This is a genomic window from Beijerinckia indica subsp. indica ATCC 9039, from assembly GCF_000019845.1.
GTDB lineage: Bacteria > Pseudomonadota > Alphaproteobacteria > Rhizobiales > Beijerinckiaceae > Beijerinckia > Beijerinckia indica.
In genome coordinates, this window is record NC_010581.1 from 4,156,652 (window position 1) to 4,170,153 (window position 13,502).

A 13,502-nucleotide genomic window follows, 5' to 3' on the forward strand; every position below is an offset into this window, starting at 1 on the left:
AGAACCCTTGCGAGGAAATGTCGAGATGGAAGCGATAATGGCAAAGGTTGGCGCCGGGCTCAACCCCGCTGCGGGGTGGGCTGGGTTGGACGATTGATGAAGGGATCGACAAGAGAGATTGACAAAATTGTGGCGAGGGGTCTTTTCAACTGAAACGGTATGATTTTTCCTTGAGAGATTGCCGAACCAGAGCATCGGACCCAAAAGTGGCTCCCACTTAGGGACCAATCTGATGCATCTTCAGAAAGATGAGCATCAGACGTTCAGATGTGATCCCATCCGACGTTCTCCAATCCTGTCCCGGCATATTGCGACCACCATGTCAGAAATTCTGCAAAGAAAAGCCCGCATCGATGCGGCGATTACCCAGCATGACGCGACGGCTTTCGTCCAAGCTCTTCTTGGCTGGCTCGAGGCGACGGCCTATCTGAAAGTCTTGCCGGAGCTGCATAAGCTCGGTCTCGGCAAGGGGCCTATTCCGACCCTCTCCGAAGCCGATCTCAGGGAGGAATCCCTGCGCAACACGGCCGATGACACTGTCATGGCCTATTGCATTGCGGCGGCGCTGGCGGGTGACAAGCCCGGGCTCGACGCGCTCCATGCCCAGATGTCGAGACGGTTTGGTCCGCTTTATCCGGGATCTTCCGCGGTCGCTCATTGCATCCAGGTGATCGATCCGATCGTGACGCTCGACGATGCTGTTGGGCAATTTTTGAAGACCCTTTACGAGGGCAAGGCGATCGATACGCGCGATATCTGGAATATCGGCCTCAGGCTGTTGCAGCGGCTGCGTTCCTCGAATTTCGTGCATGAACTCACGCCGCTCGTGGCAGTCTGGTTGCGTGCTCAATGGAGCCGCGCTATCGAGCAGCAACGGTTCAATCTGGTGCGTCCGAGGGTCAGCGTACCAGCCATCGAGGGGGCACTCGCCGATCCTCGGGATGATCAACCCTTCATCGCGGCTCTCCTCCTGGCCAGCGCCAGCGCGATCGATCAGGATATCGAGCCCGAATATCGCAAGCAGCTCGCGGCGATTGCCGAGCGCAAGTCATGAATTTTCGCCACGAATTTCACCATGAATTTTTGCGTGGCCGCGTCAGTTCCGCGCAATGCTGACAGGCGTAGAATGGGCGATAGACGAAGCAGGTGAGACCTTTATGCAAGCCTCCTGTTGAAAAGAACTTTGAATGTCCAAGGACCCTTGCGGGAGATTCGGCGGCTAGTGTAGCGTGCGGATAGTCAGAGATTATTTGAAAGATCATATTCGTCATAACCGACGGGAATATCTTGATCTTTCGCCTTGATGGCTCATCGCATGGGCATTAAAGGGGCTTATTCCAGAATTTTGTGGACTGGCTTGGAAGCTGGCCGAGCGGGGTGCGAGAAGGATAATCATGGCCCCTCTCAAGCATCGGAGCCAAGGGCTGCATAGGGAATAAATCCAAGATCAAAGGGTTTGATCGTGAAATAAATCCGTCCGAATGATCATATTCAAAGAAGCATGGGAGGATTTTTTACTATAGGACATCAGGAAACGCGTTGCTCGTGGCCTGTGTCTGCAACCATCAACGGCGAGATGCGTTCGCATCTCATCATGGACGTCTTGTCACAAAGCGTGGCGATCACATCTGTGGCCGTCCGTCCCTTGAAGGGGGAAGTCTTTGTGACAAAGGGTTCATGTCAAAAAAGTCGAAGCTATATGCAAAAGTTGAAACATGTATGACGGCTGTCTCGGGTCGGGTCCTCGGCACTGAGGCAGCGGATTTTCGTAAGCAGGTTTGGGCCAACGGAAGTTGGTACAATAGATTTATTTTTTCTTGATGTTTAATGCATTGCCAACAACGAGCGTCGGCTTGTTTCGAACATGAAGAGACGCTTTTGCAAGATCACGGTGCTCTGGCGACGTGGCCTTGTTCGCCCCTTGTGGCACTGAAAAATTGTGGCCTGAAAAAATCTTGCCCCCTCGCACAGCCGGTTGCTTTTCCGGCTGGTTCGTTTGGAATTAAGTTGTATCCAAGGAGACTTTGATGTCTTGGACCGATGAACGGGTCGAGCTTCTCCGTAAGCTCTGGCTCGAAGGGTTGAGCGCCAGTCAGATCGCTGCCGAACTGGCCGATGGGCTCACGCGCAATGCCGTGATCGGAAAAGTGCATCGGCTCGGTTTGTCGGGACGGACCAAGGGTGCCGCCACGGCGGAAGATGAGGAGCCCGTGCAGGAGCCGGAAATCGCGCAAGAAACGCAGCATAGTACACAAAAGATCGAAGCCTGTGCGGCACCGGTCATGCCTATGGTCGTGGGTAATACCGTCCTTGCGGTCGCAATAGAGGACGCTCCTGTGGAAGCGCAGGCGCCGGTTCCAGAACCACTTCCGAAAATGGATGTCGTCGTTCCTCTCTCGGAACGTGTGACTATTCTCGAATTGCGGGAATCCACCTGCCGTTGGCCGATCGGTGATCCGACCCAGCCGGACTTTCGTTTCTGCGGCGCTCATAAGGCACCGGGAACCGGCCCCTATTGCACTTATCATTCGCGCATTGCCTATCAGCCGCAGCAAGATCGCCGTCGCATAGCGAAAATGCAGCAAAAGTCAGCCTGATCGCAGTCGGTTTCTCCACGCAAAGCGTGGTTTTTTCATTCATTCGGTGTTTGTCAAAAACAGGGCGCGTGATTGTCATTCGCAATCACGCGCCCTGTTGTTGTTCATGTGTTCTCAAGACCTCTTCAGCGATCGGCGTGAACATGGTCATGATCATCGATATCGATCCTAATTCAGCGAAATCTCCACCGTATCCGAGACGTGCGGTGGTCGAAAAAATTTTTCCGACACCTGCTGCCATCCTTGGGCATGATCGGTCTCTGGCGGATGGCGTTTGCTTGCCCCGCGGTCTTCATCGGCACGCGGTCTTCATGGTCGGTGGATCGTCGATCGCAAGAAAAAGGGGGCCGGCATTTAAGCGCCCAAAAGCACGGCGTGCCTTATTTGCCAGGAAGCGCTCTGAGCTGGAGACAACAGTTCCGCACAAGGAGAGGTTGTGAGACTTTTCAATGCACGTCAAGGAAAGGCAGAGCTCGAGATAAATGGCCCGTCGATTTTCGGGCTTTCCCTCATAGGAAATAGATTCTAATCAAATGCCGACGAATTTGCTCAGGTCGAGATCTGGCTCGTATCCTTTCACGATCTATTGATCCGTGGGGGGAAGCTGCCTTTGAAAGAGCATTCTTCTCGACGCGAATGAATTCGCTTCGCTGGAAAGCACCCGAGTCTGTCTCGCTCAACCGGGCCGACTCTAACGTTTTGTAAACGCGTCAAATTTATCCAAGAGTGGCTTCCACTGTGGATTTGATGGTGGTGCCTCGATTTTGCTTCCACGAACGAGATCGAGGTCATTCCGCGAGCAGGATCGGGATCGGGCCATGCCGCAAAACCCTAGTTTTTCAAGCGAGATGCTCGGTGATGCGATGCATTTCAGTCTTGCCGGACATTGGACGCTTGAGTGGTCGAAAGGCCTTGAAAGCGCCGCCGCCGATCTTCTCAAAGCGCTGGGTAAGGCGCGCAAGGCGGTTTTTAATCTCGCCGGTGTCGAGCGCCTCGATACGGCTGGCGCCTGGTTGATCGACCGGACCCGCCGGAATCTTTCCGAGCGGGGCGTTTCGACCGAGCTCGATCATGTGCGGCCGGAATATGGCATTCTGTTCCAGGAAGCCCATTTCCGGACTTTTCCAGAGCCCAAGCGTCAAAACGCTTCCTTTTTTGTCGCGCCGCTGGTGGAAACGGGCAAGACGGTTGTCGAGGCCGGCCGGGAAACCCTTCGTGGCATGAGCTTTCTTGGGGAGGCCATTGCCTCGCTGGCGCAGAGTTTCGTCCAACGCCAGCATTTTCGGGGCATTTCCCTCGTTTATCAAATCGAGACCATCGGCTTGCGCAGCGTGCCGATCATCACTTTGATCAATTTTCTGGTTGGCTGCATCGTTGCGCAGCAGGGCCTGTTTCAATTGCGCCGCTTCGGCGCCTCGACATTTGCCGTGGATCTGCTTGGAATTCTGACGCTGCGGGAACTCGGCGTTCTTCTGACCTCGATCATGATCGCTGGCCGCTCGGGCTCGGCGATCACCGCCGAAATCGGCTCGATGAAGATGCGCGAGGAGATCGATGCTCTGACCGTGATGGGCCTGCGCCCGATCGAAGTCCTCATCGTGCCGCGCCTGCTGGCCTTGGTCATCAGCCTGCCTCTCCTGACCTTTATCGCGGATATGGCGGCCTTGGCGGGCGGTCTGCTCGTCTCCTATTCCTATGGCGGCATTCAGCCGGTCGCCTTCCTTAATCGCCTGCATGATGCGATCAGCCTGCACACTTTTTATACCGGCCTTATTAAGGCTCCATTCATGGCTTTGGTCATTGGGCTCATCGCGGCGGTCGAAGGTTTCGCGGTCGAGGGCTCAGCGGAATCGCTTGGTCGTCAGGTGACCACCTCGGTCGTTAAATCGATCTTCATGGTCATCGTGCTCGATGGATTATTCGCCATGTTCTTCGCGGGGATCAACTATTGAGTGAGGCGCTCGACAGGGAAGTCATCATCCGCGTCCGCGATTTGGTCGTGGGTTTTGGCGACAAACTCGTGATGAAAGGCCTCGATCTCGACGTCTATAAAGGCGAGGTTTTGGGTTTTGTCGGTGGCTCCGGCACGGGCAAGTCGGTCCTGACCCGGACCATTCTTGGCCTTGTCAGGAAACGGAGCGGCCGTATCGAAATGTTCGGTTCGGACATCGACCGGATTAGTGTCAAGGCGCGGGCCCTGATTGAGCGGCGCATCGGCGTCATGTTCCAGCAGGGCGCTCTCTTTTCCGGCCTTACGGTGAAACAGAACGTGCAAGTGCCGATGCGCGAGCATCTGACCCTTTCGCCACGCCTCATGGACGAATTGGCTCTGCTTAAGATCGAACTCGTCGGTCTGCCGCGCGATGCGGCCGAAAAATATCCTTCCGAACTTTCTGGCGGTATGATCAAGCGTGCGGCACTCGCCCGCGCCTTGGCGCTCGATCCCGAACTCGTTTTTCTCGACGAGCCGACCTCCGGGCTCGATCCGATCGGCGCGGCGGAGTTCGACGATTTGATCGCGACTTTGCAGAAAACCTTGGGGCTCACCGTCTTCATGGTGACGCATGATCTCGACAGCCTCTATGCGATCTGCGATCGCATTGCCGCTTTGGCCGATGGCAAGGTGATTGCCGCTGGTCCCCTGCCCACCATGCTCGCCTCGCCCCATCCTTGGCTGCGCGCCTATTTCCACGGTAAAAGGGCGCGGCAATTGCTGGGTGATGCCACTCTGGCGGAGGCCGTGCGGTGACGCATCCTCTCCCAGCCGTGGGCTTTCCCCTGGTTTTCCTCGCCTTGCCCCGGGCCGTTCGGCCCTGGACTCATGCATGCGGTTTGCCCTATCCAGGGAGCCGCGCCAGCCTTGCCGGGACGGCAGACCGATCTCGCCGCGTTTTGGCGTTCGGGTTTTTACGGGATTAATGACATGGAAACGCGAGCCAATTATGCCCTGATTGGCGGCTTTACCCTGGCCGTTATCGTCTCGATCTTTCTCTTCATCCTTTGGTTCTCCGGCAGCAACCGGCCGGCGCATCAGGTGCCCTTGCGCGTCCTTTTCAATGGATCCATCTCCGGTCTTTCGCGCGGCGGGGCGGTCCTCTTCAACGGCGTCAAGGTCGGTGAGGTGACGCATATCGATCTTGCCCCGGATGACCCTTCGCGGGTCCAGGCCGATGTGGTGATCGATGCGCGGGTACCGTTGCGCTCCGATACCAAGGCGCGGCTGGAATTCACCAATCTCACCGGCATTGCCGCGCTTGCCCTGACGGGTGGCAGTTCTGACGCCCCGCCATTGCCCGCCGCAGCGGATGGCGGTCCGAGCGTGATCCGTGCCGATCGCTCGGATTTCCAGGATCTGCTCGAAAGCGCGCGGCGGATTGCCACTCAGGCCTCGGAATTCCTCGACAGGGCCAATGGGCTCGTCGATTCCAACTCGGCCTCGCTTGGCAAGACCATCAAGAATGCCGAGAAATTCAGCGACGCGCTTGCTGCCAATTCCGATGGGATCAAGGATTTCATGGGCTCCATGGCCGATATTGGCCGGACCATCAAGCCGTTGACTGGCAAGCTCGAGACCCTTGCCACCGATACGGATAAAGTCGTCAAGTCCATCGAGCCGGACCGCGTCAAATCGATCCTCGAACATGCCGATTCCTTCTCGGGGAAACTCGATGCGGCCGGCAATAAGATCGAGGGCGTGATGGCGAGCCTTGAAAGCTTCCTCGGCAGCGGTGAGTCCAAGAACGCCCTGAACGATATCAAGGGCTCCTTCTCCGAAGTCGCCTCGGCGGCAAAGGCGGTGCGCCGCGCGGCCGATAATATCAACCGTTTTGCTGGCTCCGGCCTTCGCCAATATGAAGCCCTGGCGGTCGATGGTCGCAAGACGCTCGACACGATTAGCCAGGCGGTCCGCTCGATCGAGAACAATCCCCAGCAATTCCTGTTTGGGAAGAAATCCTCGATACCCGAATATACGAGCTCACGGTGAGGCGAAGAGCCGTCAGGCCTTCGCGCCATGAGAGGGTTGCGCGGCCCGGCTGATACGCCTAAGCCTCTAACAGATGCGTAACGAAGAGTTCCCTTAGCCTTTCCTCAAGGTCATGGGACAAGGGAGTCGATTGCTCCCGTGGAGTGTAGTGGGGATGAAGTCAGAACCGGCTTCCCTTCTTTTGAGCCGAGGCTCATGGCCTGGACTCTTGCTTGGCCTGTCTGTGACCTTGGCCGGGTGCGCCTCGGGCCCGCCTCCGACTTTTGATTTGAGTCCCTCAGCGGGTCCCTTCAGCGTGCGGGCGCAGCGAGGGCAATTGGCGATTGCGGAACCGGTCGCGGACGTGCCGATCGACTCGCAGCGCATCGTCGTCCGGGTCCAAGATGATTCCGTTGCCTTTCTGCGTGGTGCGCAATGGGCGGACCGCCTGCCGAGCCTCGTCCAGACACGGCTGATCGAAACCTTTGAAAACGCGCATCTCCTGCGCGAGGTCGGCCGCCCGGGCATGGCCGCCAATTACACGCTTTCGACCGAAATCCGCCGATTCGAACTTGCCGTCGGGCAAAACCAGGCGGTGGTCGTCATTGCCGCGCAACTCGTCAACGCCACCGGCAAGATCGTTCATGGCCGGGTGTTTTCCGCCAAAGCGCCTGCGGTGCATGATGATGGCGCGAGCGCTACGGCGGCGCTCGATCAGGCGCTCAGTCAGGTGATGCAGCAGATCGTCGTCTGGGCCGCACCGCTGATCTGATGCATCAAACGACATGATCGGGCGCGAGGGCACACAGAGTTGCCCCATCGCTCTCGATCTGCAAAGTCACGTGGCCGATGCGATAATGATCGCGCAATTCGGCGCTGGTCCGCATCAAAAATTCATCGCCAGGATGTCCCCCGGGCATGAGGACATGCGCGGTTAAGGCGGTCTCGCTGGTTGAAACCGGCCAGATATGCAGATCATGTAGCCCTTGGACGCCGGGTAGGGAGAGCAGATAAGCGCGCACCGTCTCGGTCTCGATGCCGGAGGGAACCGCATTCAAGGACATGGCGAGGCTCTCGCGGAGCAGGGACCATGTGCCGAGAATAATCACCGCATTGATGAGGAGGCTGATGGCTGGATCGAGCCAGAGAAGGCCGGTGAGGGCAATCAGCAATCCACCAATGAGCACGCCCGCCGAAATCAGCGCGTCGGAGGCCATGTGCAGGAAAGCGCCCCTGATATTCAAATCCTCTTTGCTACCCGAAATGAAAAGCGCCGCTGTCAACGCATTGATGATCATGCCAGCCAGGGCCATGCCCATCATGAGGGAAGCCGTGACGGGTTCCGGCGTGAACAGGCGCCGAAGCGATTCCCAGCTCAAGGCGCCGCTCACGAGGAGCAGCGCCACGGCATTGAACAAAGCCGCGAGAATCGAGAAACCATGCAGTCCATAAGTGTAGCGCGCGGAGGGTGGACGCTTGGCGAGCCGATGGGCGGCATAGGCCATGACGAGACTCAACACATCGGACAGATTATGCCCGGCATCGGCGATGAGGGCGACCGAATTGCCAAGGAAACCGAACAGGACTTCCAGGACCACGATCAAAATATTGAGGCCGATGCCGATGATGAAACGCCGGCCATAATCAGTAACTGCATGCATATGGTGTTCATGACCATGATCATGGGCATCATGGTCATGAAGCGGGGTGGAGGACGCTTGTGAAATCGTGTGATGCGCGTGCGGCGGCCCTTGACGATCAGACATCACCCATCCCACGCATCCGCATCGCCTTCTCCTCGTCCCTCAGACGAAAACTGTTTTACAGTCTGGTTCTATGACGAGTGGGAGGTTGATTCAACGAAATCGGCGGCATTCTCCTGGCAACAGTCGGCCCTCTCCTGAAGGCCCGATCCGTTTGGAACCGCATGTTGCGCGCGCATATCCATGGCATTGCCGTGCCAGACGAAACGATCGCCGCACCAGGCGAGGGCATAGATGGCTGGCAGGGAGAAATCGCGCAGCAGGAACAAAAAGGGGGAACGCCAGGTGAAAGGCCAGTGCTTGTGCAGGGCGAGCAGACTTTCCGGCCCATACCAGAGGAGAAACAGGGCGGCCATGACGGCCGGCACATTATAATCGCCGAGCACCGCCGCTAGAAGGCCGAAGGCCAAAGGCAAGGCACCGCCGGAAAAGACTTCAGGGAGAAAATAAAGAGGAAAGGTTTTGCGCCGCATCCTGGCCCAGCGGACCTGCCGGTTCCAGACGTCGCGGAGCGAACGCAGCCCGAGCGGCTGCTCGAAGGGGGCGTCGACGAGGTGGATCTTGCGGCCCTGCGCCCGCACGAGCTTCGTGCCGGCGGCATCTTCGGCGATTTCACGGCCCAAGGCGCGGATGCCGCCGCCGGCCTCCAGAATGTCGCGCCGCCAGAGCATGGTCTTGCCTTGCGCGAAGCCGGCTCCGAGGGCCTCGCCCGTGAATTGCCAGCGGGCCTCATAGGTATTGAGGAAGGCGCATTCGAATTCCGCCCAGACATTATGGGGGCGCGAGCCGAGCGGCATGGAACAGACGAGTCCGGATTTTTGCCGCCAGGCGGCCAGCAATTGCTGGATATAGTCCTGCGGCATCAAGACATTGGAATCAGCGAGAATGATCCAGTCGAATTGAGCCGAGTCGCAGCCCCGGACGCAATTGTTTAATTTGGGGTTTTCGCAGACCTTTTCGTCGCCGATCACGAGCCGTGCCGGCACATGGGGATGGGCCGCGATGAGCCGTTCGACCAGTTTGACGACCGGATCTCCCGCCCGCGCGACGCAGAAGATCAATTCATAGGTTGGATAGGTGAGGCGAAAGCTCGAGGCCAGGGTTTCCTGCGAAAAGGTCTCAAGACCGCAGACTGGGCGGATGAGGCTCACACCCGGCCCACGCGGTGGCGCGGGCATGGGGCTCTGCGGCGGACGGATACGAATCAGGGCGATGAAAGGCTGATGAGATTCATCACGGTCAAAGCGAGGCAGAACAACCCCGCCGCAAGGGCAATATGCGTCACGCCTGGATCTCCCTGTGCTCTGCGTTTCGGTCGTTCCCCCTTGGGGTTTTGGTCCCTTGCCCCTTGATCCTTTGTTCAAGGGGTAGCTTAAGACAGTCCATCGCCATGGGGTCCACCTGCTTGAACTCCGGGGCACCGAGGGCGCATAATGAGCCTCTATCGAGCCCATTGTCCTCAAGTGGGCCCTCCCCAAGCCGCGGCGCGGCGTTGAAAAGATTCAAACCTCGCACGACATCCTTGCATGGACTGGAGCCGCACTTTTGTCTTTCCGGCCGGCCCAGCCATTGTTCAGAGAAAGCCATGTCTCATCCAATCGTTCGCTTCGCGCCTTCCCCCACCGGACGAATCCACATCGGTAATGCGCGGCCCGCCCTGCTGAATTTCCTTTTCGCGCGCAAATACCATGGCGAATTCATCCTACGCTTCGATGACACTGATCTCGAACGTTCGAAGGAGGAATATGCGGCGTCGATTGAGGTCGATCTCGCCTGGCTCGGAATCACCCCCGACAGGACCCTCCGGCAGTCGCAGCGTTTTGCGCTTTATCGTGAGGCAGCGGAGGTTTTACGGTCAAAGGGCCGTCTTTATCCTTGCTATGAAACCGCCGAGGAACTCGATCGCAAGCGCAAGCGCCAGCAGGCGCGCGGCCTGCCGCCGATCTATGATCGCGCCGCCTTGGCGCTGAGCGAAGCCGATCGCGCGAAACTCGAAGCGGAAGGGCGCCGCCCGCATTGGCGCTTCAAGCTTGATCCAGGCATTGCGCGCTGGGATGACCTGATCCGCGGCGAGAGCCATATCGATGCCGCCTCGCTGTCCGATCCCATTCTGCTGCGTGAGGATGGCAGCTATCTCTATACGCTGCCCTCGGTCGTGGACGATATCGACTGCAAGATCACCCATGTCATTCGTGGCGAGGATCACGTTACCAATACGGCGGTGCAGATCCAGCTTTTCGAGGCGCTTGCCGGCCACGGGCATGTTCCCGTCTTCGGGCATCATAACCTGTTGAGTTCCGCCTCGGGCGAAGGGTTTTCGAAACGGACCGGCTCCCTATCGATCGGCTCACTGCGGGACCAGGGTTTCGAATCGCTTGCCGTCGCGGCGGCTGCGGTGCTGACCGGCTCCTCGGTCGCTGTGCATCCCGTGAAATCACTCGATGAACTGGTCGCAGGTTTTGATCTGGCGAGCCTGTCACGCACACAGGCGCGTTTCGACCCCGCCGAACTGGCGAATCTCTCCGCCCGCACCCTGCATCAGTTGGATTTCGAGACGGTACGCGATCGGCTCGCGGCGCATGACATCACCGGCTACAAGGCCAAGGCCTTCTGGGAGGCGGTGCGCGGCAATCTGACGGTGTTCCTCGATTGCATCGACTGGTGGCGCGTCGTCGAGGGCGAGATTCCACCGGTCACCGAAGATACGGCCTTTCTCGATCTCGCGAAAAACAATTTGCCGGAGGAGCCCTGGGACGAAAAGGCCTGGAGTTCTTGGACCGGCCGCCTCAAGGATCAGACCGGGCGCAAGGGCAAGGCCCTGTTCCATCCCTTGCGGCTGGCGCTCACCGGCCGCGAGACCGGGCCGGAACTCGCCGCCCTCCTGCCCTTGATCGGCCGCCTCAAAGCAACGGCCCGACTATCCGGACATGTCGCTTGACCCCATCGGGTCCGGCGGCTTCCTCGGTCGCGCCCTGGTTCTGGCCATAGCTCTGCGTCTTGGCGAGATCCTTGGCGCCGATGCCCGCGGAATCAGTGCCGGCCGTTGGCACATGCGCCCCGGTGATCGCTTCCTGGACGGAAGGGTCGTCCTCTGTGATCGATGATGGCGTCCGCGCCGATTGCGCGGCGGCTTTCTGGCGCGGATCGCCCTTCGGTTGCGCCATTTTGGGTTGCGAGAGTTCCTCCGATTTTTCAGGCGTGACGAGAATATCGCCCCGATGCTCGCGGCCGATCACGCGGTCCGCGTCGGCGAGCGTCTCGGCCCAGGATTTTCCAGGCGGTTTGCAGGTGCAGGCGGGATCGAAGGTTTTTTGATATTTCGACGCATTGGGCAGGTCCGTATAGGGCGTGCCGTCGAGCGCGACAGCGGTCGAAATATCTTTGGACGGCGAGCGCGTATAGACGCCCACCTCGACATTCGGGCAAAGGGCCTGGCAGACTTCAAGCAGCCCTTCGCCGTCATCATCATGGCGCAGGGAGAGATTGGTCGGGAAGAAACCGCCATCGCATGTGCGCACGCAAACCGCCTGTGCGCCCCGTTTGGGACCGGTTTGCTCCTCGATTTGAGGCCGTTGCGCCTCGACTGGCGCTTGGGGGACCGGCGGCGGCGGTTCCGGATTGATGCCGAACAAGGTTTCGAAGAAACCTCGCTCGCGCGGCTGGCCACCACGGCAATAGTAATTATAGGCTTGGACGAGATTGGCCTTGGCGGAATTTTCGGGAGCCTGGCTCGCGGCCGCTTGCATCTGGCTCATGCTGGCCTGCAATTGTTCGAGCCTTGCATTGATGCCGGGGCATTGCGGCGGTTGCGGCGCGCCGAAAAACGCGAATTGCTGGCGATCGCAGCCAAGTGAACGCGCGGAATGAGTCAGGTGGTCATATTCACTACGCTGCTTCTGCAGGGCTGCGGCATAGGGATTTTGTGCTCTGTGGCTATCGCTTGCAGCGATCTGCGCCTGCAAGCGATTACAATCGACGGGTTGGGCGGCAGAAGGCGTGGAGCCAATCGTCAGGCTCGCCGTCAGCACGAGGCCATAAGCGATCAAACCAGCCTTCCTGAGACGCATGATCTTTGTGCCGCGCTGGCACACCGCTTTTGAATCCAAGCGAAACAGAGCAGGAAGGCAGCGGTGCATCGCGAATCTTTCATGCGCTTCGGCCGGGCGGCCATCGGCCATCTGGCCGGGGAGGAGTGGCGACATCTATATAGGCGGCTCCTTGCCAGCTTGTCGATTTGTCACGGCTTCATGGCGCAAACATGAGCGCCCTCGCGCGTGAATTGCTGTATGGTGGAGCGCCCTATCCCAAAGGGGATGCCCTTTTTGGATCTATCCGGCATGGTTTCAAAATTGCGAGCCTTACCCTCCAAAAGCCCTCCTTTTTGGTCAATTTGATGTGTTTGGAAACAATCAAGGGGGCATTCCTTGAACAGCGGGTTTTTAACGATGGGATCTTGCGCGCGCCAATGCGTGGCTTTCTTCCTCTTGTCCTTGGCGCCACTGGCCGGCGCGGCGCGGGCCGACGATGGACCCGATCTCATCTTCCGCAAATCAACCGTCTTCAAACTGCTGACGCCCAACGACAAACTCGCCACTTATGGGATTGATGATCCCATCGTCCAAGGCGTTGCCTGCCATTATACCGTACCGGAGCGCGGTGGCTTGGCGGGAGCGATCGGCGTGGCGGAGGAAACCTCCGACATTTCGCTCTCCTGCGAGCAATATGGGCCTATTTCCTTCAAGGAGAAATTCGAGCAGGGCGATGTTGTCCTGCGCGAGCGGCGCTCCCTTCTCTTCAAGCGGATGCAGATCGTGCGTGGTTGCGACGTGAAGCGGAATGTCCTGGTCTATATGGTCTATAGCGACAAACTGGTCGAGGGCTCGCCGAAAAACGCGACATCGACGGTGCCTGTCATGCCCTGGGGTAGCACCCCTGCCTCCCATTGCGGCGATTGGATCAAGGGATAAGGCCATTAGAAACCCCCATTGGCCGAAACCATATGGGAGCACAATCTTCTTTGAAATCGTTTCGGGAACCATCCTTGACGCGCCTCGTCATCCCGCCTATAAACGCGCTTCTTCAACGGTCCTGTCGCTGGCCCACCCTAAGGGTGCTTCTCAGGGTTTCCTGAATGCAGGGTTTCGCGGCTTACGAGGCCCTTGCCCAGACATTGAGAAT

At 58.5% G+C, this 13,502-nt stretch carries 11 protein-coding genes and 1 pseudogene; 8 read left to right on the forward strand and 4 right to left on the reverse strand.

The features are described 5' to 3' along the window. Nucleotides 1-319: 319 nt before the first annotated feature. Nucleotides 320-1,054, forward strand: a complete 735-nt coding sequence (locus tag BIND_RS18640) for a hypothetical protein (RefSeq protein ID WP_041779057.1) — start codon at nt 320-322, stop codon at nt 1,052-1,054. A gap of 973 nt (nt 1,055-2,027) precedes the next feature. After that, on the forward strand, nt 2,028-2,597 hold the full coding sequence (locus tag BIND_RS18645) for a GcrA family cell cycle regulator (protein ID WP_012386567.1): 570 nt from the start codon (nt 2,028-2,030) through the stop codon (nt 2,595-2,597). Nucleotides 2,598-2,682: 85 nt separating this feature from the next. Here the strand turns inward: BIND_RS18645 and BIND_RS21715 are convergent, their stop codons facing one another. Further along, complete coding sequence (locus BIND_RS21715) at nt 2,683-2,838, reverse strand: hypothetical protein (protein WP_158304406.1); 156 nt, start codon at nt 2,836-2,838, stop codon at nt 2,683-2,685. Between the two features lie 577 nt (nt 2,839-3,415). On the opposite strand from BIND_RS21715, the gene BIND_RS18650 reads away from it, so the two are divergent. The 4 genes from BIND_RS18650 (at nt 3,416) to BIND_RS18665 (ending at nt 7,333) form a co-directional block, all read left to right on the forward strand. Next, a complete protein-coding gene (locus BIND_RS18650; RefSeq protein WP_012386568.1) occupies nt 3,416-4,549 on the forward strand; it encodes an ABC transporter permease in 1,134 nt (377 codons plus the stop codon). A gap of 71 nt (nt 4,550-4,620) precedes the next feature. After that, nucleotides 4,621-5,346, forward strand: coding sequence for an ABC transporter ATP-binding protein (locus BIND_RS18655; RefSeq protein WP_193345346.1), 726 nt, complete (start codon nt 4,621-4,623; stop codon nt 5,344-5,346). Nucleotides 5,347-5,418: 72 nt separating this feature from the next. Next, a complete protein-coding gene (locus BIND_RS18660) occupies nt 5,419-6,582 on the forward strand; it encodes an MlaD family protein (protein ID WP_244395922.1) in 1,164 nt (387 codons plus the stop codon). A 268-nt stretch (nt 6,583-6,850) separates the two neighbouring features. Beyond that, entirely contained in the window at nt 6,851-7,333 is a 483-nt protein-coding gene (locus BIND_RS18665; protein ID WP_244395923.1) for an ABC-type transport auxiliary lipoprotein family protein, read from the forward strand. 4 nt (nt 7,334-7,337) lie between these two features. Here the strand turns inward: BIND_RS18665 and BIND_RS18670 are convergent, their stop codons facing one another. Together BIND_RS18670 and BIND_RS18675 are read right to left on the reverse strand one after the other, a co-directional pair. Continuing rightward, nucleotides 7,338-8,327 carry a cation diffusion facilitator family transporter gene (locus BIND_RS18670; RefSeq protein ID WP_012386572.1) on the reverse strand — a complete coding sequence of 330 codons (990 nt, stop codon included), beginning with the start codon at nt 8,325-8,327 and terminating at the stop codon, nt 7,338-7,340. 68 nt (nt 8,328-8,395) lie between these two features. Then, nucleotides 8,396-9,558 (reverse strand): annotated as a pseudogene (locus BIND_RS18675) (ceramide glucosyltransferase). A 351-nt stretch (nt 9,559-9,909) separates the two neighbouring features. On the opposite strand from BIND_RS18675, the gene gltX reads away from it, so the two are divergent. Beyond that, nucleotides 9,910-11,262, forward strand: a complete 1,353-nt coding sequence (gene gltX, locus BIND_RS18685; protein WP_012386574.1) for a glutamate--tRNA ligase — start codon at nt 9,910-9,912, stop codon at nt 11,260-11,262. Here the strand turns inward: gltX and BIND_RS18690 are convergent. Then, nucleotides 11,225-12,526 (reverse strand): DUF2865 domain-containing protein, encoded by a 1,302-nt coding sequence (locus BIND_RS18690; protein ID WP_012386575.1) that lies wholly within the window; start codon nt 12,524-12,526, stop codon nt 11,225-11,227. The genes gltX and BIND_RS18690 overlap by 38 nt on opposite strands. A gap of 222 nt (nt 12,527-12,748) precedes the next feature. On the opposite strand from BIND_RS18690, the gene BIND_RS18695 reads away from it, so the two are divergent. After that, nucleotides 12,749-13,291 (forward strand): CreA family protein, encoded by a 543-nt coding sequence (locus BIND_RS18695; RefSeq protein ID WP_012386576.1) that lies wholly within the window; start codon nt 12,749-12,751, stop codon nt 13,289-13,291. Nucleotides 13,292-13,502: the final 211 nt, after the last annotated feature.